This window comes from Duganella phyllosphaerae, from assembly GCF_001758785.1.
GTDB lineage: Bacteria > Pseudomonadota > Gammaproteobacteria > Burkholderiales > Burkholderiaceae_D > Rugamonas > Rugamonas phyllosphaerae.
This window is the reverse complement of sequence record NZ_LROM01000090.1, coordinates 60722-80505: the sequence shown is the minus strand read 5'-3', so window position 1 is coordinate 80505 and position 19784 is coordinate 60722. Positions and strand designations below refer to the sequence as shown.

Sequence of the window (19784 nt, the reverse complement as noted above, 5' to 3'; positions counted from 1 at the left end):
CTAATCATTTTTCTTGTTAATGTTATGCATTATAGAAGGTGCTGCCCCCACAACTGGCCGAAACGCTGTGTGTTTTTGCTTGCACAAGCAGAAAAATGGCGGCAAATGGCATAAAAAGGGATTTTGACGGGGCAGTTTGATAAAATAGCGGATTGACCGGGCCATAAAAACGGTCTCCGCCTTCTATTTTACCGCCTCCGCTGCCAAATACACACCATGAGCCAACCTTCAAATGTTTCCCTGTCCTACCGTGACGCCGGCGTCGATATCGATGCAGGCGACGCCTTAGTCGAAGCGATCAAGCCATTTGCCAAGCGCACCCTGCGCGAAGGCGTGTTGGGCGGCCTCGGCGGTTTCGGCGCCATGTTCGAGATCAGCAAGAAATTCAAGGAGCCGGTCCTGGTATCGGGCACCGACGGCGTGGGCACCAAGCTCAAGCTGGCATTCGAACTGAACCGTCACGACACGGTCGGCATCGACCTGGTGGCCATGAGCGTCAACGACATCCTGGTGCAGGGCGCCGAGCCGCTGTTCTTCCTCGATTATTTCGCTTGCGGCAAGCTCGACGTGGCGATCGCCACCGACGTCATCAAGGGCATCGCCCAGGGTTGCGAACAAGCCGGTTGCGCACTGATCGGCGGCGAAACCGCTGAAATGCCGAGCATGTACCCGGCCGGCGAATACGACCTGGCCGGTTTCGCGGTCGGCGCGGTGGAAAAATCGCAGATCATCGACGGCACCAAGATCGCCCCGGGCGACGTGATCCTGGGCCTGGCGTCGTCGGGCGTGCACTCCAACGGTTACTCGCTGGTACGCAAGATCATCGAAGTAGCCAAGCCGGACCTGGAAGGCGACTTCCACGGCCGCAAGCTGGCAGACGTGCTGATGCAGCCTACCCGCATCTACGTCAAGCCGCTGCTGGCCCTGATGGCGTCGCTCGAAGTCAAAGGCATGGTCCACATCACCGGTGGCGGCCTGGTGGAAAACATCCCGCGCGTGCTGCAGCCTGGCCTGGTGGCCGAGCTGGACGGCAAATCGTGGACCATGCCACCGCTGTTCACCTGGCTGCAACAGCATGGCGGCGTGGCTGACGCTGAAATGCACCGCGTGTTCAACTGCGGTATCGGCATGACCGTGATCGTCTCGCAAGAGAACGCCGCGGCAGCGATCGCCCAGCTCGAAGCGGCTGGCGAAACCGTGTACACCATCGGCAAGATCCGCGCGCGCGTGGGCGACGAGCACCAGACCATCGTGGTGTAAGTTTTATCCGCTGGAACGAGGAAAGCACGCTGCGGCGTGCTTTTTTTACGTTTACCGTTTGAGGATTTTCTCGACCGGCGCCGGCCGCAGCCGGAACGCATCGGGCATCCCCGAGCCCAGCAACGGCCGCAAGTACATGCGGAACGCATCGGTCACATCGGTGCCGCTGGCACTGATGAATTCGTCTTCCATCACCCGTGTCTTGCCGGCCACGGCCTGCAAGGCCTGCAATTCGTAGTCGACCGAGTAGAAGCCGGTGCGCTTGATCGCCACCGAACCGTCGCGGTCGCCCCACATGGCGAACTGCACCGCTTTTTCTCCCACTTCGCGCGCCTCGCGCTGATCGACGTCCGAGACGCAGCCGATGAACGAGCGCTGCAGGTAGCCGAAGGTGTCGCCGCGCACGCGCTTGATGCCGAGCCTGGCCTTGATTTCGTCGCACAGCAGATCGGCCAGCGCACCGGTGCCCGACAGCTGGACGTTGCCGTGGGCATCGCGCTCGACTTCTTTCGACAGCAGGGTGGCGATTGCCGCCCCGGAAGCGTCGTGGATGCCTTCGGAGACCGCCACCACGCAGCGCCCGTAGCGCGCATACACATCCTTCACATCGCGCAAAAACTGCTCGAGCGAAAACACCCGCTCGGGCAGGTAGATCAAGTGCGGTCCATCATCAGGAAACTTTTTGCCCAGGGCGGCTGCAGCGGTGAGGAAGCCGGCGTGGCGGCCCATGACCACGCCCACGTACACGCCGGGCAGGGCGGCGTTGTCGAGATTGGCGCCAGCAAACGCTTGGGCGACAAACCGTGCGGCCGAAGGGAAGCCCGGCGTGTGGTCGTTGCCCACCAGGTCGTTGTCGATGGTCTTGGGGATGTGGATGCAGCGCAGCGGGTAGCCCGCCTGCTGCGCCTGCTCGCTGACGATGCGCACGGTGTCGGACGAATCGTTGCCGCCGATATAGTAAAACTGCTCGATCTCGTGGGCCCGCAGCACTTTGAAGATTTCCGCGCAATAGGCCATGTCGGGCTTGTCGCGGGTGGAGCCGAGCGCCGAGGACGGCGTGGCGGCCACCATTTCCAGGTTCTGGCTGGTTTCGCGCGTGAGGTCCACCAGGTTCTCGTCGACGATGCCGCGCACGCCGTGCATGGCGCCGTACACGCGGGTGCAGTCGCGAAAGCGCCGTGCTTCGAGCACCACGCCAGCCAGCGACTGGTTGATCACGGCGGTGGGGCCGCCTCCTTGCGCTACCAGGATTTTGCCGGATGTCATGCTGTCTCCTCCGTATGTGGAAACCCGACTATACCCCTCCTAGCGCCCCGCGCCGATCTGCTTGTCGAGGAATTTCTCCACCCGGCCCCAGAAGTCGATGCGATTTTTCGGCAGCCGCCAGCCGTGGCCTTCCTCTGCGTACTCCACCCATTCGACGTTGGGATTGGTCTTTTTGACGGCGTCGTAGAACTTGATGCCGTGGCTCAGGGGCACGCGGACGTCGGCGCCGCCGTAGGCCAGCAGCAGTGGTTGTTTGATTTCGGCCGCGCGCCGCAAGGGCGAGGTGGCCCGGATCTGCGCCGCATCCTTGACCTGGTCGGCCACCAGTTCGGGCATGCCGTATTGCTTCCAGCCTTCCGACATATCAGAGCTATAGCGCCACCCGCTGTTGTACATCAGGTCGATGTCGGTGACACCCACCCAGTTGATACCGCAGCGATACAGGTCGGGATCGTTGATCAGGCCCATCAGCGTGGCATAACCGCCATAGCTGGCGCCGGCGATGCAGATCCGTTTGGCGTCGGCAGTGCCCTGGGCAATCGCCCAGCGCGTGCCGTCGGCGATGTCGTCCTGCATTTTCAGGCCCCATTGCTTCCAGCCGGCGACGTAGTGGGCGTTGCCGTGGCCGGTGCTGCCGCGAAATTCGGGTTCCAGCACCGCGTAGCCGCGCGAGGCCAGGAACTGGGCATCGGCGTTCCAGTCCCAGTTCTTCCCGCGCACGAACGGGCCGCCGTGGACCAGCACCACCATCGGCAGGTTCTTGTCCTTGCCGCCCGGCGGCAACGTCAACCAGGCAGGAATCTTCAGGCCGTCACGTGCGGTGTATTGCACCAGGTCGCGCGTGCCCATGTCGGCGGCCTTGATGGCGGGCGCCACGTTGCCCACTTCGCTCAGCTTGTTCGTTTCGGTGTTGAACACCAGGAAGCGGCGCGGGTGGCGATCCGAATACGATTCCACCAGCACCCACGGGGTGTCCGGGCGCTTGGGCGGCGTGATCAGGTTGGACAGTCCCGGCAACCTCGTGTCGATCTTTTTTTGCAGCATCTGCATGCCGGTGTCGAACCACACCGTACCCTCGGCGTCGCCATCCACGCGCACGCCCAGCAGCTTGTCGTTGCTGATGATCAGGTGACCCTGGAAATCGAAACCGTCGAGCGTGACCAGGCGTGGCCCCAGCTTGTTGTTCTTGAGGTCGTAGGCATACAGCGCGGTCAAGTCCTGGCCGCCGTTGGCCACCACGTACAAGGTGCCATCGGGGCCGAAGGCCAGCGGCGAGAAGCTGTTCTTGTTCGCGGCATAGGCATTGAAACTGGCCAGCACCCGCCAGGCGCCGGTGGCCGGATCGAGATACTGGATTTTTTGCACGTTCTGGTCCAGGGTTTCCATCAGGCGCGGCTCGCCCCTTGTGGTCGAGCCACCATTCCTGCGCCGTGTCCGGGTGATCTACCGGGCGCGCGATGCCGTTGCGGGTGTTGACGCGCACCAGGTCTTGCGAGACCAGGATGCCGGGCGCGATGATGCCGGCATCGGTCACGTACACATCGTCGCCGGTTTGCGGGCCGTCCTGGTCCAGCATATAGGTGTGCCATGGCAGCATGTCGTCGCGATCGACGCCGGACCGGATGAATTGCTCGTTGCGCTTGGCCAACTGGCGGAACTGTTTGCCGTCGCGGTTGGCCGCAAACACGCCGGGCGCAAAGCGCACGTCGCGCCGGCCCTGGGTACGGTCCACGGTGGAGAACAGCAGCCGGTCGTTGTTCACCCAGCGCGCCTGGCCGATGTCGGTATCGCGAAACTGCGCCACCATGGCCGCTTCCATGGTGGTCAGGTCCACCACCGCCAGGCCGTCGCGCCGGCCCTGGGCGCCGGTAAAAGCTGCCAGGTAACGGCCATTGGGCGAGAGCATGGCGCCGTTGAAGGCAGGGTTGCTGAAGAAGCTGGCAATCGGCGGCGGTGCAGCGGCTGCCGCTTGCGGCGCAGTCAGCAACAGCAGCGCAGTCAACGCAATGCGCAGCCTCATTGCGGCGCTCCAGCTGCGTTCGCGGTCGTGGTTGCGGCTGCGGCGCCAGCCTGACCGATATTTTTATCGAGGAATTTTTCCACCCTGCCCCAGAAATCGATACGGTTCTTCGGCAGCGCCCAGCCATGGCCTTCCTCTTCGTACTCCACCCATTCCACGTCGGGATTGGCCTGCTTGACTGCCTTGTAGAACTTGGTGCCATGCGGCAGCGGCACGCGGCGGTCGGCGCCGCCGTAGGCCAGCAGCAGCGGTTGTCGGATCTCGGCTGCGCGCAGTAACGGCGACGTCGCGTTCAACTGCTCGGCATCCTTGACCTGGTCACCGACGAGCTGTGGCATGGCGTATTGTTTCCAGTGATCGGACAGGTCGGACGAGAAGTTCCAGTGACCGTCGTACATCATGTTGATGTCGGTCACGCCCACCCAGTTGATGCCGCAGCGGTACAAGTCCTTGTCGTTGATCAGGCCCATCAGGGTGGCATAGCCGCCATAGCTGGCGCCGGCGATGCAGATGCGCTTCGGATCGGCGGTCCCTTCGGCAATTGCCCAGCGTGCGCCGTCGGCGATATCGTCCTGCATTTTCAGACCCCATTGCTTCCAGCCTGCGCGGAAGTGCTTGCTGCCGAAGCCGGTGCTGCCGCGATACTCGGGTTCGAGCACGGCGTAGCCGCGCGAGGCGAGGAACTGGCTGTCCGCTTTCCAGCCCCAGCTATTGCCGCGCACATACGGGCCGCCGTGCACCAGCACCACCAGCGGCAGGTTCTTGCCGCCACCCTTGGGCACGGTGAGCCAGGCGGGAATGGTCAGGCCGTCGCGCGCCTTGTAATGCACCAGGGTCTGGCGCGCCATCTGTTCCGGCCTGATTTTCGGATGGCTGCCGCCCACCGTGGTCAGGTTGCTGGTGGCGCTGTCGTAGAGCAGGGTGCGTGCCGGGAACTGGTCGGAATAGGCGATCACCAGCACCCACGGCGTCTCCGACCGGGTCGGCACGCTGAGCAGGTTGACGGTGTTGGGCAGCATGGTGTCGATTTTCGCCTGGATCGCTTTCATGCCATCGTCGAACCAGGTGGTGCCGTTCGCATCGGCCAGGTAGCGCACGCCGAGCAGCTTGCCGTTGGCGGTTACCAGGCTGCCGCGAAAATCATAGCCGTCGATCTGCACCAGCGCTTGCGGCGCCACCTGGTTGGCGGCCAGGTCGTATTTGTGCAGCGACGTGGTGTCGTTGCCGGCGTTGGTGACCACGTACAGCGTGCCATCGGGGCCGAAGGCGCGCGGCGAGAACCCGTCCTTGCCACCGGTATAGGTGTTGTACGTGGCCAGCTCGCGCCACGCATTGCTGGCCGGATCGCGGTACAGGATCGTGCTGATGCCCTTGTTGACCGTGGTGACGATGCGCGGCTCGCCCTTGTCGTCGAGCAGCCACTGCCTGCTGTTGTCGGGGGTGCCGGTCACCGGCGTCGCGCGGCCGGTCAGGGTATTGAGGCGCAGCAGGCCCACCTCGTGCACCTGGCTGGCGCCCGACACCTGGGGTTGCACCACGTAGACGAACTCGCTGTCCTGTGCAGCTTTCTGACCGAGCAGGTAGACCGTGACCGGCAACATGTCGCGGTTGCGTATCATGCTGCCGCCGGTAAACAGTGATTTGCTGCTGCGGCTGACCAGCTGGATGAACTTGCTGGCGTCGCGGTTGATCGCGTACAGGCCCGGGCCGTAGCGCATGTCGCCCTGGCCCACGGTACGGTCGGTGGCGGTGAAGACCAGCCGCTCGTCATTGACCCACTGGAACGTGCCGACGTCGGCGTCGCCAAACGCCGCCACCACCTTGACGCTGTTATCGGCCAGCGTGACCACCGCCAGGCGGTCGCGCAACTCCTTGCTGCCGATGCGCACAGCCAAGTAGTTGCCGGTGGGCGAGAGCAGGGCGCCGCTGAACTCGGGGTTCTCAAAGAAGTCGGCGATCGGCGGCCGCTGGGTGACAATGGCTGGCGGGGGTTCGGCGGCCAACGTCAGCGGGGAAAATGCGGCGCTGGCAGCCACTGCCGCCAGCACTGCGCAGCGTGCAAAGCGCGCGAAAACTCGGTTGGAGCCCATGGGGATCGAGATAAATTGTTAAGCTCTCAACAATACCACCGAGTTGTCATAACCGCCATTAAATTATTTCTCAGGCGCACGAACATAGTCCACCAGCGCCCTGGTCTGCGCATCCTGTGCCGGCGTCAGCAGGCTCACTACCACCATCACCACCAGGCCCGCCGGCACCCCGAAGATGCCGGCCGACGTGGGCGCGATATGGAACCACTGGCCGGTCACGCTGCCGCCCAGCACCGGGTTGGCGTGCAACATGTAATACAGGCACACGGCAAAGCCGGCGATCATGCCGGCCACGGCGCCCTGGTGGTTGGCGCGCTTCCAGAACACGCCCAGCACCAGCGCCGGGAACAGCGTCGAACCGGCCAGCGAGAACGCCGCGCCGACCAGCGAGATGATGTCGCCAGGCCGCTGCGAGGCAGCGTAAGCGGCAATGAAGGCCACGCCCAGCAGCAACAGCTTGGAAATCGTCACGCGCTTCTGGGTGGACGCGTGGCGGTCGACGATCTTGTAATAGATGTCGTGCGACAGCGCGTTGGAAATAGCGAGCAGCAGGCCGTCGGCGGTGGACAGGGCCGCAGCCAGGCCGCCGGCCGCCACCAGGCCCGAGACCACGTACGGCAGTCCGGCGATCTCCGGCGCGGCCAGCACCAGCACGTCGGCGTCGATGGTGATTTCGGCCAGCTGCACCACGCCGTCGCGGTTGACGTCGGCAATGCTGAACAGCGGCGTGGCCTTGTCCACGTTGGCCCAGTACGACACCCAGCCGGGCAGGTGGTTGAAGTCGCTGCCCACCAGCGCCGTGTAGATGTCGTACTTGACCAGCACCGCCATGGCCGGAATCGTCAGGTAAATCAGCAGGATGAAAAACAGCGCATACACCATCGACTGCCGCGTTGCATGCACCGACGGCGTGGTGTAGGCGCGCATCAGGATGTGCGGCAGCGCCACCGTGCCCAGCATCAGGCAGAACACCAGCGCCACGAAGTTGTTGCGCTTGATGGCGGAGGTTTCGGCGTCGCCCGCGTACGGTTCCGCGTGCGGGTTGATCGGACGGGCCCGGGCCAGGTTGTAGGCATGGGCTGCGGCCCATTCGCGGGCGGCGATGTCCGGGTTCTTGGGATAGGCGATCAGTGCCCGCTCGGCGCTGCGGATGTCGAGCAGCGAGGCGTTGCGGGTTTTTACCTGGTCGAGCCGGCGCTGGGCGTCGCGCCGGCCCGCTTCCCACGAGGCTGGCAAGTTGTCGAGCTGGCGCTGGTAGTCATCGGCGCGCTGCTGGAAGATGGCGCGTACCTCGGCTTCCTTCGGATCGGCCTGCAGCACGGCCTCGCGCGCGCTGAGCTTGGGTAGCAGCTTGCCGTAAGCCACTTGCGGGATCGGGTTGTCGCTGAGCTTGATGGACATCCAGATCGCCGGCAGCAGGAACGCCACCAGGATGATGATGTATTGCGCCACCTGGGTCCAGGTAATGGCGCGCATGCCGCCCAGAAAGGAGCACACCAGGATCGAGGCCAGTCCGAGGAAAATGCCCACCGAAAAATCGACGCCGGTAAAGCGCGAGGTGATCAGGCCCACCGCGTAAATCTGCGCCACCACGTAAGTAAAAGACACGATGATGGTGGCCATGACCGCCATGATGCGCACCACGCGTCCGGCGCCATTGTCCTCGCCATTGGCGTGGCCGAAGCGCATGGCCAGGAAGTCGGGAATCGTGTACTGGCAAAATTTGCGCAAGTACGGCGCGATCAGCAGCGCCACCAGCACGTAGCCGCCGGTCCACCCCATGATGTAGGCCAGGCCGTCGAAACCGTGCAGATACAGGCCGCCGGCCAGGCTGATGAAGCTGGCCGCCGAGATCCAGTCGGCGGCGGTGGCCATGCCGTTGAACATGGCCGGCACCTTGCGTCCGGCCACGTAGTATTCGAGCACGTTCGAGGTGCGGCTGAGCACGCCCAGGATCGCGTACAGCACGATGGTGGCAAACATGAACAGGTAGCCGATCCAGATGCGCGGCATGCCTTCCTGTTCGAGCAGCGTGAGCGAGAGCAAAAAGCCGCCGAAGCCGGCGGTAAACAGCAGGTAGTAGCGGCCCAGTTTGCCGGAAAAGCTGCGCTCTTTCATGATTTGGCCCTGGCGGCGGCGCGGGCTTGCTGGTCGAGCCGGCGCATGCGCCAGGCATAAAAACCGATGATGGCCAGGTACACCAGCGAGGCGCCCTGGGCGGCGAGATAAAACGACAGCGGCCAGCCGAAGATCGACAGGTTGTTCAGTTCGCGCGCGAAAAAGGCCGCGCAAAATGTCGTAACCAGCCACAGCAGCAGGAGCCAGCCGGTCATGCGGCGGGTTTGCTGCCAGTGGCGGCGGCGGATGGTTTTATCCATTCTTTATCCCTGGTTAGCCAAAGTGGGGCGGTTCGTCGGCATCGTCGAGCGGATCGACTGGCAGCGGGAACGTCAGCCGGAACAGGCTGCCAGGCAGCCTGGCCAGTTGCACGCGCGGATTGTTGAACACATCGACCTCGGCGCCGTGCTGCTGGGCGATTTCGCGCACGATGGCCAGGCCCAGGCCGCTGCCTTCGGCGGTATTGCCGAGGATGCGGTAAAAACGTTCGAACACGCGGGTGCGCTCGGCCGGTGGAATGCCGGGGCCCGTGTCTTCCACTTCCAGCAGCGCGTGGTCCTCGAAATCGACCCGCACCCGCACGGTAACGCTGCCGCCGGCCGGGGTGTAGCGCAGCGCGTTGTCGATCAGGTTCGACAGCAGCTCGCGCAACATGGTCGGGTCGCCGTTGATGTGCACCGGCGCCGGCGGCTCTTCGTAACCGAGGTCGATCTGGTGGGCGAACGACGCCTGCACCCAGTCGTGCACGGTGCTGCGCGCCAGTGCCGACAGTTCCAGCTGCACCATGCTTGATCCGGCCTGCGGCTGGTTTTCCGCGCGGGCCAGGGCCAGCAGCTGGTTCACCAGCCGGGTAGCCGACTCCGAACTTTTGGCCAGTTGCTCGAGCGAGCGGTGAATTTCTCCGCTGTCGGTCTGGCGCAGCGCCAGCTCGGACTGCATGCGCATGCCGGCCAGGGGCGTGCGCATCTGGTGCGCGGCGTCGGCAATAAAACGCTTTTGCATTTCGATGGTGTGGCCGAGCCGTTCCAGCATTTCGTTGAGCGAGCCGACCAGCGGTGAGATTTCTTCCGGCACCAGGTTCGCGGCGATGGGGCTGAGGTCGTCGGAACCGCGCGCGCGTATGCGCTCCTGCAGCTGCGCCAGCGGCGACAAGCCGCGTGACAAGGCAAACCAGACCAGGGCCAGCACGATGGGCAGGATGATGAACTGCGGCAGGATCACGCCCTTGATGATCTCGTTGGCCAGCTGGGCGCGTTTTTCCAGGGTTTCCGCCACCTGCACCAGCGCCAGCGGCGGGTGCGGGGAGGGCGCGCCATCGCTGGGTTCCACGCGGATATGGATGTAGGCCACGCGCACCGGGGTGCCGTGCATGATGTCGTTGCGAAAGCGTACGCTGCCGGCGCGGGCCTGGTCTTCCTCGGGATCGCTGCCGGGATGAGGCAGGTCGCGGTCGCCATCGATGGCGTCGCCGCTGGGGCCCTGAACCTGGAAATAGATGTTATCGACATCGTCGGCGCGCAGGATGTCGCGCGCAGCCCCGGACAGTCCATGAATCAGCTTGCCATCGACCGAGCGCACCTGTTGCGCCAGTACCGTCACGCTGTCTTCGAGCGCATGGTCGAACGGCTGATTGGCGATCGACTTGGCCACCAGGTAGGTGATCGCGATGCTCATCGGCCACAGCAGCAGCAAGGGCGCCAGCATCCAGTCGAGGATCTCGCCGAACAGCGAGCGTTGCATGCTCTCGTCGGGCTCGACCGCAGGCGGCTGGTATTCTGGAGCCTCGTCTGCCGCCTGATCGCTCACTTGACGGCGTCCCCGACTTCCACGGCTGCGGCCTTAGCTTCGGTGTATTTTTCCAGGCAATAGCCGAGACCGCGCACGGTGACGATGCGCACGCCGCCCACCTCGATCTTTTTACGCAACCGGTGCACATACACTTCGATGGCGTTGTTGCTCACTTCTTCACCCCATTCGCACAGGTGATCGACCAGTTGCTCCTTGGAGACCAGGCGGCCGGTCCGGGCCAATAGAATTTCCAGCAGGCCCAGTTCGCGCGCGGACAGGTCCAGCATCTGCTCGTTGATATAGGCGCTGCGGCCCACCTGGTCGTACGACAGCGGACCGTGCTTGATGACGGTGGCGCCGCCGCCGGCGCCGCGGCGGGTGAGGGCGCGCACCCGCGCTTCCAGTTCCGAGAGCGCAAACGGCTTGGCCATGTAATCGTCGGCGCCCAGGTCGAGGCCGTTGACGCGCTGCTCGATCGAGTCGGCAGCGGTGAGGATCAGCACCGGCAACAGCGAGCCGCGCGAACGCAGCCGGCGCAGCACTTCCAGGCCGGACAGCTTGGGCAAACCCAGGTCGAGGATCAAGAGGTCGAATTCCTGGGTGGAGAGGGCGGTGTCGGCCTCCTGGCCGTTGCGCACGCAATCGATGGCGTAGCCGGACTGGCGCAGCGAGCGGGTGAGCCCGTCGGCGAGAACGCCATCATCTTCGGCTAATAAAATACGCATGTGGATACTCCGGGTGCACTGGGGCAAAGGCTCAAGCCGGTATTGTGTTGGATTTTTTGCTTGCTGGCGAATTTTTGCACCGGCCGGGGCTGGCAACAAAATTAATCGACATTTCAATCAAATCGCGCTTGCGCTTATCACTGTTTTTTTATACAGTACTACCTGTACCGACAAATTGTCACCACCAACTGGTTGAAAGCACATTATGGACGATAAAAAAGCTGTAGTACCCGCATCCGAGAAAGCCAAGGCGCTGGCCGCCGCGCTGGCACAGATTGAGAAGCAGTTCGGCAAAGGTTCCGTCATGCGCATGGATGCCAGTGCGCCGATCGAAGAAGTACAGGTCGTGTCCACCGGTTCGCTGGGCCTGGACGTGGCGCTGGGCGTGGGCGGCCTGCCGCGCGGCCGCGTGGTGGAAATCTACGGCCCTGAATCCTCGGGTAAAACCACGCTCACCTTGCAAACCATCGCGGAAATGCAAAAACTGGGCGGCACCTGCGCGTTCATCGACGCCGAGCACGCGCTGGACGTCACCTACGCGCAAAAGCTGGGCGTCAACCTGAGCGACCTGCTGATCTCGCAGCCGGACACCGGCGAACAGGCACTGGAAATCTGCGACGCCCTGGTGCGTTCCGGTTCCGTGGACATGGTCGTGATCGACTCCGTGGCTGCATTGACGCCACGCGCCGAGATCGAAGGCGACATGGGCGACTCGCTGCCAGGTCTGCAGGCACGCTTGATGTCGCAGGCACTGCGCAAGCTCACCGGCTCGATCAACCGCACCAACACCCTGGTCATCTTCATCAACCAGATCCGCATGAAGATCGGCGTGATGTTCGGCAGCCCGGAGACCACCACCGGCGGTAACGCACTGAAGTTCTACGCGTCCGTGCGCCTGGACATCCGCCGCACCGGCTCGATCAAGTCCGGCGACGAGGTGATCGGTAACGAAACCAAGGTCAAGGTCGTCAAGAACAAGATCGCGCCACCGTTCAAGGAAGCGCACTTCGACATCCTGTACGGCGCAGGCACTTCGCGCGAAGGCGAAATCCTCGACCTGGGCGTGGAAGCGAAGATCGTCGAGAAGTCCGGTTCGTGGTACAGCTACAACGGCGAGCGCGTCGGCCAGGGCAAGGACAATGCCCGCATCTTCCTGCAAGAGCGCCCGCAACTGGCGTGGGAAATCGAAAACCGCGTGCGTGAATCGCTGGGCGTTCGTTCACTGCCACCGCTGGCCGCTGAAAAGCCAGAGACCGTGGTCAAGCTCAAGCCTGCCAAAGGCGAAGCTGACGCTGCGTAAGTTCATGGAGGCGGGTTGGCCGTTTTATCACGTCGGCCTTTAACGCAAAGCGCCCGCGCCCTGATACCTGTCACCCTCGCGTACGCGGGGATCCATAGAACGCACGCTCAGTATGGATCCCCGCTTTCGCGGGGATGACGGTTCTCCGGCTAACGGTGCGGTGTCTGTATTTCATAGCATCCGTACACTCGCCTCAAAGTCCAGAGGTCCCACCATGCCCCGTCCCCCCCTCAGCCTCAAAGGCCGCGCCCTGCGCTACCTCTCCCAGCGCGAACACAGCCGTCTCGAACTGTCGCGCAAACTCTCGCGTTACGCCGAAGACACCGACGACGTCGACGCCTTGCTCGACCTGCTCGAAAAGAACAACTGGCTGTCGCAGGAACGTTTTTCCGAATCGCTGATCCACCGTCGTTCTGCCCGTTTCGGCAACGCCCGCATCATGGCCGAGCTGCAAAGCCACGGCGTGCAGGGCGAGGCGCTGCAAGGATTCAAGGAAAGCCTGGCCGACACCGAGACCGCGCGCTGTTGCGAGATCTGGGAACGCAAGTTCGGCGAGGTCGCCACCGATCCCGAGCAACGCAACAAGCAAATGCGCTTCCTGCTGCAACGCGGCTTCTCCCAGCGCGCCATCCGCACCGCCATGAAGGGTACTGCCGATTTCGACCAGTGATTGCCGATATTTAGTTGGTGAATACCTATGAATACCCTCGTCACCGCCAACGGTTTACGGCCAGATGGCGTTTGACACGTATCAACTCGGTCTGGTGTGTGCTACACTTTTACGGTTTTTGCAGCACCGTGGGTGCGGTGGTTGTCCGTAGAAGCTACGGATACATAGGCTGCTAACTAAAATTCATGCCGCGCAAGCGGTATTCATCTTATGTCATTGTCGATTCCTGTTTCTCGTCGTGCGTTCCGCACGCGCGCGATCGCCGCCTCAGCGTGTACACGCCATGGTGGACCACCCCCCTCATTGCACCCCCCGATTTGCCTTGCCGCTGGCTTCAATAGCGACCGGGCCATAGTTTTACCCAAGCACCACACTATTCCGCAGTCTTAATCGATTTTTACACATCAGCATCAGAAGGGAAGCCAGCATGAAGATCCATGAGTATCAAGGCAAAGAAATCCTCCGGAAATACGGAGTGACGGTACCACGCGGTATTCCGTGCCTGTCCGTCGACGAGGCAGTGAAAGCTGCTGAAACCTTGGGCGGCCCGGTCTGGGTTGTAAAAGCACAAATCCACGCCGGTGGCCGTGGTAAAGGCGGCGGCGTCAAGGTCGCAAAATCGCTGGAACAAGTCAAAGAATACGCCGAGCAAATCCTGGGCATGCAGCTGATCACGCACCAGACCGGTCCAGAAGGCCAAAAAGTACGTCGCCTGCTGATCGAAGAAGGCGCGGACATCAAGAAAGAACTGTACGTATCGCTGGTCACCGACCGCGTATCGCAGCGCGTTGTCCTGATGGCCTCGTCGGAAGGCGGCATGGACATCGAAGAAGTGGCTGAATCGCATCCAGAACTGCTGCACTCGATCGCCATCGACCCATCGGTTGGCCTGACCGACGCTGAAGCTGCCGGCATCGCTGCCAAGATCGGCGTACCAGAAGCTTCGATCCCTGACGCTGTCACCAACCTGCAAGGCCTGTACAAAGCCTACTGGGAAACCGACTCGTCGCTGGCCGAAATCAACCCACTGATCCTGACCGGTTCGGGCAAGGTTATCGCCCTGGACGCCAAGTTCAACTTCGACGCCAACGCACTGTTCCGTCAACCAGAAATCGTCGCTTACCGCGACCTGGACGAAGAAGATCCAGCTGAAGTGGAAGCCTCGAAATTCGACCTGGCTTACATCTCGCTCGACGGTAACATCGGCTGCCTGGTCAACGGCGCCGGCCTGGCCATGGCCACCATGGACACCATCAAGCTGTTCGGCGGCGAGCCGGCCAACTTCCTCGACGTCGGCGGTGGCGCCACGGCCGAGAAAGTCACCGAAGCGTTCAAGATCATGCTGAAAAACCCAGGCTTGAAAGCCATCCTGGTGAACATCTTCGGCGGCATCATGCGTTGCGACGTCATCGCCGAAGGCGTGATCACCGCAGTCAAAGCCGTATCGCTGAACGTGCCACTGGTGGTGCGCATGAAGGGCACCAACGAAGACCTGGGCAAGAAGATGCTGGCCGATTCCGGTCTGCCGATCATCGCAGCCGACACCATGGAAGAAGCAGCCAAGAGCGTTGTTGCAGCTGCTGCCGGTCAAGCTTAATTAAGGAATCAACATGTCCATTCTGATCAATAAAGATACCAAAGTTGTCACCCAAGGGATCACCGGCAAGACCGGCCAGTTCCACACCCGCGGTTGCCGCGACTACGCGAACGGCAAAAATGCCTTCGTCGCAGGCGTGAACCCAAAGAAAGCCGGCGAAGACTTCGAAGGCATTCCAATTTTCGCTAACGTTGCAGAAGCGAAAAAAGAAACCGGCGCCAACGTGTCGGTAATCTACGTACCACCAGCAGGCGCAGCTGCCGCGATCTGGGAAGCCGTAGAAGCCGAGCTGGACCTGGCAATTTGCATTACCGAAGGCATTCCAGTGCGCGACATGATGGCGCTGAAAGACCGCATGGCCAAAGCCGGTTCGAAAACCCTGCTGCTGGGCCCTAACTGCCCAGGCCTGATCACCCCTGACGAAATCAAGATCGGCATCATGCCAGGTCACATCCACAAGAAGGGCCGTATCGGCGTGGTGTCGCGTTCGGGCACGTTGACCTACGAAGCAGTCGGTCAGCTGACCGCACTGGGCCTGGGCCAATCGTCGGCAGTCGGCATCGGCGGTGACCCGATCAACGGTCTGAAGCACATCGACGTCATGAAGATGTTCAACGACGATCCTGATACCGACGCGGTCATCATGATCGGCGAAATCGGTGGTCCTGACGAAGCCAACGCGGCTTATTGGATCAAAGACAACATGAAAAAGCCAGTGGTCGGCTTCATCGCCGGTGTCACCGCTCCTCCGGGCAAGCGCATGGGCCACGCCGGCGCGCTGATCTCCGGCGGCGCCGATACCGCACAAGCCAAACTGGAAATCATGGAAGCTTGCGGCATCACCGTCACCAAGAACCCGTCGGAAATGGCGCGTCTGCTGAAAGCCATGCTGTAATAGCCAGCTTGATCGCACGATAACAAAAGGGAGCCTTGCGCTCCCTTTTGTCATTATTGGGCTCATGATGAGCTGACGAAAATTGTCAGCGCTGACAAATCGCGCTGGCGCGACTGACAAAAAACGGCAGTTCTCGCGCTGCCGAGGCGCGGTTTGCCCCGGCGCAGAGCTGGCACAGCTATTGCGATATCTCAGGTGTGACACTGACCCATCTCAACCCCGGAGACGCAACCATGAAATCCCTCAAGTCCATGAAATCCATGAAATCGCAGGCACAAGCCGGCTTTACCCTGATCGAACTGATGATCGTGGTGGCCATTATCGGCATCCTGGCTGCGGTGGCCATTCCTGCTTACAGCAATTACACGGTCAAGGCCAAGATCGCCAACGTCATGTCGGCAGCCGACGCCACCAAGACCGCCGTGGCGCTGTGCGCACAGGAAGCTGGCGGCGTGGTGACCGATTGCACGTCCGGCTCGAACGGCGTACCGACCGTGACGGCGACGAAGGAAGTCGCTTCCGGTTCCGTGACCGGTGGCACCATCACGCTCGTGCTGGCCGATGGCGTAGGCTCCGGACTCAAGGACAAGAAAGTGACCTTTACGCCAGTGGTCGCCGCAGGCGCAACCAGCCTCACGTGGACCGTGGATACCGACGCGACCACGACCGACAATGCAGCCGCAGTCGAAGCGCTGAAGAAAAACAACAAGCCAGCGAGCTGATAAGTGATACATAGAGCGGAGTCGGGCATGCGCCCACTCTGCTTTTACTATTGATCGTAGCTGTGCCAGAACGGTTTTAACACTTCCCCCGCCGCACCCGGCGCACCTAGCCAGCCTTGCAAGGCCTGGGGCCAGGCGCCACCCAGCGGCAGCAGCAGGAACCGGCCGGAGATTTCCCCCACCTTGTCCAGCGCGACAACGGTTTCCGGCTGGGTTCCCTTATTCCCCAAGCCTCCAATCACCGCGTTGTGACTGAGCAGCGTGCGTGCGCCGTGGCGCTCCACCGCCACATCGGCTGCCGGCAGCGCCAGCGCAAAGCCGATGCCAACGGCGTCCGACAGCACCGCCAGTTCGGTCTGGCGCCGGTTGCCCTGGAAGCGGAGGTCGGCGCGGTTCAGGTGGTAGATGCCGAATTCGTTCAGTTGATCCTTGCCCGGGTAGCCGGCATACGGCCCTTGCCCCACCCAGCGGAACTCGGCCATGCCTGCCGGCGCCACCAGCGACAAACCCGCCTCCGAGACGATGGCGCCAGGCGCCAGCGGCCGATACGCATAGCTGACGGCGATCGCGCTCTTGCCGTCGATCTCGAGCGTGTAGCCGCCGACCAGGCCTTGCTCGCTGGCGACTGCGGCGCCGCCATTGTTGCCTGGCCTACCTGGTCGGCCTGGGCTGGCGATGTGGTTGGCCTCGCCTGCGGGCAGCAGATCATCCGGCTGAGCGGCTGCGCCTTTCGGCGCCGCCTCTGCCAGCGCAGCGGGTACCGGCAGGCGGTAAGTCGCGTGTACCGACAGCCGCACCCGCTCGCCCAGCCGCTCCGCCTTGATCACGGGCTGGTCGGCCTGTTCCAGGATCGACACCGGCCAGGTCCCCGATTTTTTCGCGCCCAGCGCCTCGGCCATGGTGAACCGGCGTCCGCCATGCGGCACGATGCCATCGACCAGCACCCGGCCGGCGCGGTCGCGGATCGCCAGTGCGCCGGTTTCGCGCTGCACGGTCAAGATCCATTGCGCGGTCGTGACGGAAGTTGCGTCCGCATCCTCGGCCAGTATCGGCGAATGAGGAGCAGGAGTGACAGCAATACCAGGGGCAGCAGAAGTAGCAGAAGTAGCAGTAGCAGCAAGAGCAGCAGCAGGAGTCACAGAGGCCACAGGATCCACAGGAGTGGCCGTCCAGTTGAATTGTGCCGGTTCCGCGCGCAGCAGGTGCAAGCTGCGCTCGTTGATTTGCGTGCCGTGCTCGTCCACCGCGCGCAACTGCAAGACCAGCACGTCGGTGAGCGATGCGGCCGGTGCCGGAATGTCCACCGCGATGGCGGTCGCTTCCGTAGCGCGTGCTGGAGCCGACAGCGCCTCTTTGCCTTGCTGGCGTGTCACGCCGTTCTGTTGCAAGGCCCAGTGCAACGTGACGCCGCGCAGGCTGCGGAAGTCGTAGCGGTTTTCCAGCGTGACGGCGATGCGTTGCCGACCAGGTGCCACCCGCGCCGTGCGCTCGACGAACTGGACCGGTGCATACACCTTGCGCATCTGCCAGAAATCGACCTGCGGCGTGCGGTCGGCATAGACCAGGCCGTCGGCGCCGTCGAGGCCGTGGGTATCGTAGTACTGGTGGGGGGCGCGCCACGCGTATTGGGTCGGCTGATCGGGATCGACCGGCGTTGCCCGGCGACGCAGCAAGCCCTGGTCGTGGAAGTGCCACAGCGAGCCGCCCGCGAACACCGGGTTGGCTTGCAGCAGCGCCCACTGGTCCTGGATGCGGTCGCTGGCCAGGCCCAGGCCATGCGCGTACTCGGTCAGGATGGTCGGGCGCGTGAGCTTGTCGGCGTAGCCTGCCAGGGTATCGTTGCTCGGGTAATGCGGCGAATACAGGTCGACGAAAGCCGGGATGCGCGCGTAGTTTTTGGCAAAGTAACTGCCGATCTTGGGCAGCGTGATCGGCCGGGTGGGATCGAGCTGCTTGACCAGCCGGCCGGCGTCCATCTCGAACTCGTTGATCGGATTCTCGTTGCCGATGCTCCAGATAATCACCGACGCATGGTTCTTGTCACGCATCACGGTCGCGCGGGCGCGGGCCAGGATGTTGTCGCGGTAGGCAGGATTGTCGAGGTTCTTTTCACCGTGGCCGATGGCCACTTCGTCCATTACATAAAAGCCCAGTTCGTCGCACAGTTCGAGCAGGCGTGGATGGGGCGGGTAGTGCGAGGTGCGTACATAATTGACATTACCTTGCTTCATCAGCGCCAGGTCTTGCCGCATCTGCGCCCCGGTCACGGCACGGCCGGTGACGGGATCGAGATCGTGGTGATTGACGCCACGCAGCTTGACCGGCTTGCCGTTGACCAGCAGCAGCTTGCCAGCGACCTTGACGTCGCGTAGGCCCACGCGCTGTTCGACGGTCTGGATGGGTTTGCCCTGCTGCGTCACGGTGAGGACCAGGCGGTACAGCGTTGGCGTTTCGGCGCTCCAGAGTTGCGGCCGCTCGATGCGTATTGTCGTGCCGAGGTTGGTGAGTACCTGCCGCGCTACTCGCTTACCTTGCGTATCGAACAGTTCGGCATGTACCGCCGCGCTCGGCGCGCTCAGTTGCACCTTGACCGCGAGCAGGGCGTCTTTGCCTTGCAGGACAGTGCTGGTGCTCAAGTCCTGCACGTGCACGGCTGGCAGCGAGACCAAGGTCACGTCGCGATAAATGCCCGACAGCGACCAGTCATCGTTGAGATCGAACTCGTAACCGAGCGGCTTGGTGGTCACGCGCACGGCCACCGTATTCTGGTCTTGCAGCATATCGGTGACATCGAAAGTATGGCGATTGAACGCGCTGGCCGATGACGTGCCAGCCAGCTTGCCGTTGACCCACACCTGGTAGCCGAACGCCACGCCGTCGAAGCGCAGGAAGGTACGCCGGCCTTGCCAGCTTTTCGGCACCGTGAACGTACGCCGATACAAGCCGAGGCCATCCCTGAGATCGTCACCATAGGAAGGCTCGGCATGGCCGTGCAGCTCCCAGTTGGCCGGCACGGGGATGGTCTGCCAGCGCGAGACGTCGAAACCGGGCGCGGTGAACTGCGCATCGGCGCCGGCGTCGAGAGAGGGCAGGTATTTGAACGACCAGTTGCCGTTGAGGGACTGCGACCAGGCGGGGTCTTTGGCCGGGACGATATCGGCGGCGCTGGCCTGGCCGAACAAGGCCAGGACGAATAACCACAGCACCAGCCAGGGTATGTTTTTCATTTGCATGCGATGGTTTCCTTGGAGATTAAGGAAACTATCACTTCGAAGCCGGGCGCGGACAGGTGTGGCGGCAATTCTCAACGCCATGATTACGTCATGCAGGGTG

General features: G+C 62.7%; 15 protein-coding genes. 7 read left to right on the top strand and 8 right to left on the bottom strand.

Annotation, left to right across the window (positions count from 1 at the left end; genetic code table 11):
• The first annotated feature begins 216 nt into the window (after positions 1-216).
• Positions 217-1260 carry a phosphoribosylformylglycinamidine cyclo-ligase gene (purM, locus tag DUPY_RS14280; protein ID WP_019923774.1) on the top strand — a complete coding sequence of 348 codons (1044 nt, stop codon included), beginning with the start codon at positions 217-219 and terminating at the stop codon, positions 1258-1260.
• 51 nt (positions 1261-1311) lie between these two features.
• Here purM and DUPY_RS14275 read toward each other — a convergent pair whose 3' ends face one another.
• Positions 1312-2526, bottom strand: a complete 1215-nt coding sequence (locus DUPY_RS14275) for a 6-phosphofructokinase (protein ID WP_070249061.1) — start codon at positions 2524-2526, stop codon at positions 1312-1314.
• Between the two features lie 39 nt (positions 2527-2565).
• Entirely contained in the window at positions 2566-3912 is a 1347-nt protein-coding gene (locus tag DUPY_RS14270) for an alpha/beta hydrolase family protein (RefSeq protein ID WP_229255372.1), read from the bottom strand.
• Positions 3913-3931: 19 nt separating this feature from the next.
• On the opposite strand from DUPY_RS14270, the gene DUPY_RS28905 reads away from it, so the two are divergent.
• On the top strand, positions 3932-4600 hold the full coding sequence (locus tag DUPY_RS28905; RefSeq protein WP_229255371.1) for a hypothetical protein: 669 nt from the start codon (positions 3932-3934) through the stop codon (positions 4598-4600).
• Here the strand turns inward: DUPY_RS28905 and DUPY_RS14265 are convergent.
• The 5 genes from DUPY_RS14265 to DUPY_RS14245 form a co-directional block, all read right to left on the bottom strand.
• Positions 4543-6636 carry an alpha/beta hydrolase family protein gene (locus tag DUPY_RS14265; RefSeq protein ID WP_070249060.1) on the bottom strand — a complete coding sequence of 698 codons (2094 nt, stop codon included), beginning with the start codon at positions 6634-6636 and terminating at the stop codon, positions 4543-4545. The genes DUPY_RS28905 and DUPY_RS14265 overlap by 58 nt on opposite strands.
• Before the next feature lie 63 nt (positions 6637-6699).
• Positions 6700-8754, bottom strand: a complete 2055-nt coding sequence (locus DUPY_RS14260) for a sodium:solute symporter family protein (RefSeq protein WP_070249059.1) — start codon at positions 8752-8754, stop codon at positions 6700-6702.
• Entirely contained in the window at positions 8751-9014 is a 264-nt protein-coding gene (locus DUPY_RS14255; RefSeq protein ID WP_070249058.1) for a DUF4212 domain-containing protein, read from the bottom strand. Before DUPY_RS14255 ends, DUPY_RS14260 begins: the two co-directional genes overlap by 4 nt.
• A 13-nt stretch (positions 9015-9027) precedes the next feature.
• Positions 9028-10560, bottom strand: coding sequence for a sensor histidine kinase (locus DUPY_RS14250; RefSeq protein ID WP_070249057.1), 1533 nt, complete (start codon positions 10558-10560; stop codon positions 9028-9030).
• Positions 10557-11267 (bottom strand): response regulator, encoded by a 711-nt coding sequence (locus DUPY_RS14245; RefSeq protein ID WP_070249056.1) that lies wholly within the window; start codon positions 11265-11267, stop codon positions 10557-10559. Before DUPY_RS14245 ends, DUPY_RS14250 begins: the two co-directional genes overlap by 4 nt.
• Positions 11268-11472: 205 nt before the next feature.
• Here DUPY_RS14245 and recA point away from each other — a divergent pair, with 205 nt between their 5' ends.
• From recA to DUPY_RS14220, 5 genes are all read left to right on the top strand, one after another.
• On the top strand, positions 11473-12567 hold the full coding sequence (recA, locus tag DUPY_RS14240) for a recombinase RecA (RefSeq protein ID WP_070249055.1): 1095 nt from the start codon (positions 11473-11475) through the stop codon (positions 12565-12567).
• 214 nt (positions 12568-12781) lie between these two features.
• On the top strand, positions 12782-13237 hold the full coding sequence (gene recX, locus DUPY_RS14235; RefSeq protein ID WP_070249054.1) for a recombination regulator RecX: 456 nt from the start codon (positions 12782-12784) through the stop codon (positions 13235-13237).
• 427 nt (positions 13238-13664) lie between these two features.
• Positions 13665-14834, top strand: a complete 1170-nt coding sequence (gene sucC / locus DUPY_RS14230; protein ID WP_070249053.1) for an ADP-forming succinate--CoA ligase subunit beta — start codon at positions 13665-13667, stop codon at positions 14832-14834.
• A 13-nt stretch (positions 14835-14847) separates the two neighbouring features.
• Positions 14848-15729, top strand: a complete 882-nt coding sequence (gene sucD, locus DUPY_RS14225) for a succinate--CoA ligase subunit alpha (protein ID WP_019923788.1) — start codon at positions 14848-14850, stop codon at positions 15727-15729.
• A 233-nt stretch (positions 15730-15962) separates the two neighbouring features.
• On the top strand, positions 15963-16451 hold the full coding sequence (locus DUPY_RS14220; RefSeq protein WP_275531537.1) for a pilin: 489 nt from the start codon (positions 15963-15965) through the stop codon (positions 16449-16451).
• A gap of 47 nt (positions 16452-16498) precedes the next feature.
• Here DUPY_RS14220 and DUPY_RS14215 read toward each other — a convergent pair whose 3' ends face one another.
• Entirely contained in the window at positions 16499-19684 is a 3186-nt protein-coding gene (locus DUPY_RS14215; RefSeq protein WP_070249051.1) for a glycoside hydrolase family 2, read from the bottom strand.
• Positions 19685-19784 lie beyond the last annotated feature (100 nt).

Excerpts from the sequence above, each read along its gene's own strand:
- DUPY_RS14220 (WP_275531537.1), top strand. The coding sequence starts at position 15,963 with ATGAAATCCCTCAAGTCCATGAAATCCATGAAATCGCAGGCACAAGCC.
- sucC (WP_070249053.1), top strand. The coding sequence starts at position 13,665 with ATGAAGATCCATGAGTATCAAGGCAAAGAAATCCTCCGGAAATACGGA.
- recX (WP_070249054.1), top strand. The coding sequence starts at position 12,782 with ATGCCCCGTCCCCCCCTCAGCCTCAAAGGCCGCGCCCTGCGCTACCTC.
- DUPY_RS14215 (WP_070249051.1), bottom strand. The coding sequence starts at position 19,684 with ATGCAAATGAAAAACATACCCTGGCTGGTGCTGTGGTTATTCGTCCTG.
- DUPY_RS14255 (WP_070249058.1), bottom strand. The coding sequence starts at position 9,014 with ATGGATAAAACCATCCGCCGCCGCCACTGGCAGCAAACCCGCCGCATG.
- DUPY_RS14265 (WP_070249060.1), bottom strand. The coding sequence starts at position 6,636 with ATGGGCTCCAACCGAGTTTTCGCGCGCTTTGCACGCTGCGCAGTGCTG.
- recA (WP_070249055.1), top strand. The coding sequence starts at position 11,473 with ATGGACGATAAAAAAGCTGTAGTACCCGCATCCGAGAAAGCCAAGGCG.
- DUPY_RS14245 (WP_070249056.1), bottom strand. The coding sequence starts at position 11,267 with ATGCGTATTTTATTAGCCGAAGATGATGGCGTTCTCGCCGACGGGCTC.
- DUPY_RS14275 (WP_070249061.1), bottom strand. The coding sequence starts at position 2,526 with ATGACATCCGGCAAAATCCTGGTAGCGCAAGGAGGCGGCCCCACCGCC.
- DUPY_RS14260 (WP_070249059.1), bottom strand. The coding sequence starts at position 8,754 with ATGAAAGAGCGCAGCTTTTCCGGCAAACTGGGCCGCTACTACCTGCTG.
- purM (WP_019923774.1), top strand. The coding sequence starts at position 217 with ATGAGCCAACCTTCAAATGTTTCCCTGTCCTACCGTGACGCCGGCGTC.
- DUPY_RS14270 (WP_229255372.1), bottom strand. The coding sequence starts at position 3,912 with ATGGAAACCCTGGACCAGAACGTGCAAAAAATCCAGTATCTCGATCCG.
- sucD (WP_019923788.1), top strand. The coding sequence starts at position 14,848 with ATGTCCATTCTGATCAATAAAGATACCAAAGTTGTCACCCAAGGGATC.